1 rRNA gene is annotated in these 2,695 nt (G+C 56.0%); it reads right to left on the bottom strand.

What is annotated here, in order from left to right:
• Positions 1–22: 22 nt before the first annotated feature.
• Positions 23–2,695: ribosomal RNA gene (locus JOC24_RS32950) — 23S ribosomal RNA — on the bottom strand; the annotation flags it as partial.

Below are 2,695 nucleotides of genomic sequence, written 5' to 3'. Positions count from 1 at the left end.
AACACAGTGGACGCGAGCAACTGAGGACAAGCCCTCGGCCTATTAGTACCAGTCAGCTCCACCCGTTACCGGGCTTCCACATCTGGCCTATCAACCCAGTCGTCTACTGGGAGCCTTAACCACTCAAGGTGGTGGGAATACTCATCTCGAAGCAGGCTTCCCGCTTAGATGCTTTCAGCGGTTATCCTTTCCGAACGTAGCCAACCAGCCATGCCCTTGGCAGGACAACTGGCACACCAGAGGTTCGTCCGTCCCGGTCCTCTCGTACTAGGGACAGCCCTTCTCAATATTCCTACGCGCACAGCGGATAGGGACCGAACTGTCTCACGACGTTCTAAACCCAGCTCGCGTACCGCTTTAATGGGCGAACAGCCCAACCCTTGGGACCGACTCCAGCCCCAGGATGCGACGAGCCGACATCGAGGTGCCAAACCATCCCGTCGATATGGACTCTTGGGGAAGATCAGCCTGTTATCCCCGGGGTACCTTTTATCCGTTGAGCGACAGCGCTTCCACAAGCCACTGCCGGATCACTAGTCCCGACTTTCGTCCCTGCTCGACCCGTCGGTCTCACAGTCAAGCTCCCTTGTGCACTTACACTCAACACCTGATTGCCAACCAGGCTGAGGGAACCTTTGGGCGCCTCCGTTACTCTTTAGGAGGCAACCGCCCCAGTTAAACTACCCATCAGACACTGTCCCTGATCCGGATCACGGACCCAGGTTAGACATCCAGCACGACCAGAGTGGTATTTCAACGGCGACTCCACAACCACTGGCGTGGCTGCTTCAAAGTCTCCCACCTATCCTACACAAGCCGAACCGAACACCAATATCAAACTATAGTAAAGGTCCCGGGGTCTTTCCGTCCTGCTGCGCGAAACGAGCATCTTTACTCGTAGTGCAATTTCACCGGGCCTATGGTTGAGACAGTCGAGAAGTCGTTACGCCATTCGTGCAGGTCGGAACTTACCCGACAAGGAATTTCGCTACCTTAGGATGGTTATAGTTACCACCGCCGTTTACTGGCGCTTAAGTTCTCAGCTTCGCACACCCGAAAGTGCACTAACCGGTCCCCTTAACGTTCCAGCACCGGGCAGGCGTCAGTCCGTATACATCGCCTTACGGCTTCGCACGGACCTGTGTTTTTAGTAAACAGTCGCTTCTCGCTGGTCTCTGCGGCCACCCCCAGCTCATGGAGTAAATCCAATCACCAGTGATGGCCCCCCTTCTCCCGAAGTTACGGGGGCATTTTGCCGAGTTCCTTAACCATAGTTCACCCGAACGCCTCGGTATTCTCTACCTGACTACCTGAGTCGGTTTAGGGTACGGGCCGCCATGAAACTCGCTAGAGGCTTTTCTCGACAGCATAGGATCATCCACTTCACCACAATCGGCTCGGCATCAGGTCTCAGCCTTAACGTGTGACGGATTTACCTACCACACGGCCTACACCCTTACCCCGGGACTACCACCGCCCGGGCTGGACTACCTTCCTGCGTCACCCCATCGCTTACCTAATACAAGTCTGGTTCGTCGGCTCCACCACTACCCTCAACTCCGAAGAGATCGGGCCGGCTTCACGGACTTAGCATCGCCTGATTCAGTATTGGGCGTTTCAAAGCGGGTACCGGAATATCAACCGGTTGTCCATCGACTACGCCTGTCGGCCTCGCCTTAGGTCCCGACTTACCCTGGGCAGATCAGCTTGACCCAGGAACCCTTAGTCAATCGGCGCACACGTTTCTCACGTGTGTATCGCTACTCATGCCTGCATTCTCACTCGTGAACCGTCCACAACTCGCTTCCGCGGCTGCTTCACCCGGCACACGACGCTCCCCTACCCATCCACACAGGCGTTGGCCCTATATGTGTGAATGACACGACTTCGGCGGTACGCTTGAGCCCCGCTACATTGTCGGCGCGGAATCACTTGACCAGTGAGCTATTACGCACTCTTTCAAGGGTGGCTGCTTCTAAGCCAACCTCCTGGTTGTCTCTGCGACTCCACATCCTTTCCCACTTAGCGTACGCTTAGGGGCCTTAGTCGATGCTCTGGGCTGTTTCCCTCTCGACCATGGAGCTTATCCCCCACAGTCTCACTGCCGTGCTCTCACTTACCGGCATTCGGAGTTTGGCTAAGGTCAGTAACCCGGTAGGGCCCATCGCCTATCCAGTGCTCTACCTCCGGCAAGAAACACACGACGCTGCACCTAAATGCATTTCGGGGAGAACCAGCTATCACGGAGTTTGATTGGCCTTTCACCCCTAACCACAGGTCATCCCCCAGGTTTTCAACCCTGGTGGGTTCGGTCCTCCACGAAGTCTTACCTCCGCTTCAACCTGCCCATGGCTAGATCACTCCGCTTCGGGTCTAGAGCGTGCAACTCAATCGCCCTATTCGGACTCGCTTTCGCTACGGCTTCCCCACACGGGTTAACCTCGCTACACACCGCTAACTCGCAGGCTCATTCTTCAAAAGGCACGCAGTCACGACTGCATGTGCAAGCACATACAGCGACGCTCCCACGGCTTGTAGGCACACGGTTTCAGGTACTATTTCACTCCGCTCCCGCGGTACTTTTCACCATTCCCTCACGGTACTATCCGCTATCGGTCACCAGGGAATATTTAGGCTTAGCGGGTGGTCCCGCCAGATTCACACGGGATTTCTCGGGCCCCGTGCTACTTGGGTG

Origin of the sequence: Streptomyces sp. HB132 (assembly GCF_016909575.1) — a bacterium.
Classification (GTDB): Bacteria; Actinomycetota; Actinomycetes; order Streptomycetales; family Streptomycetaceae; genus Streptomyces.
This window is presented reverse-complemented; position numbering and strand designations above follow the sequence as displayed.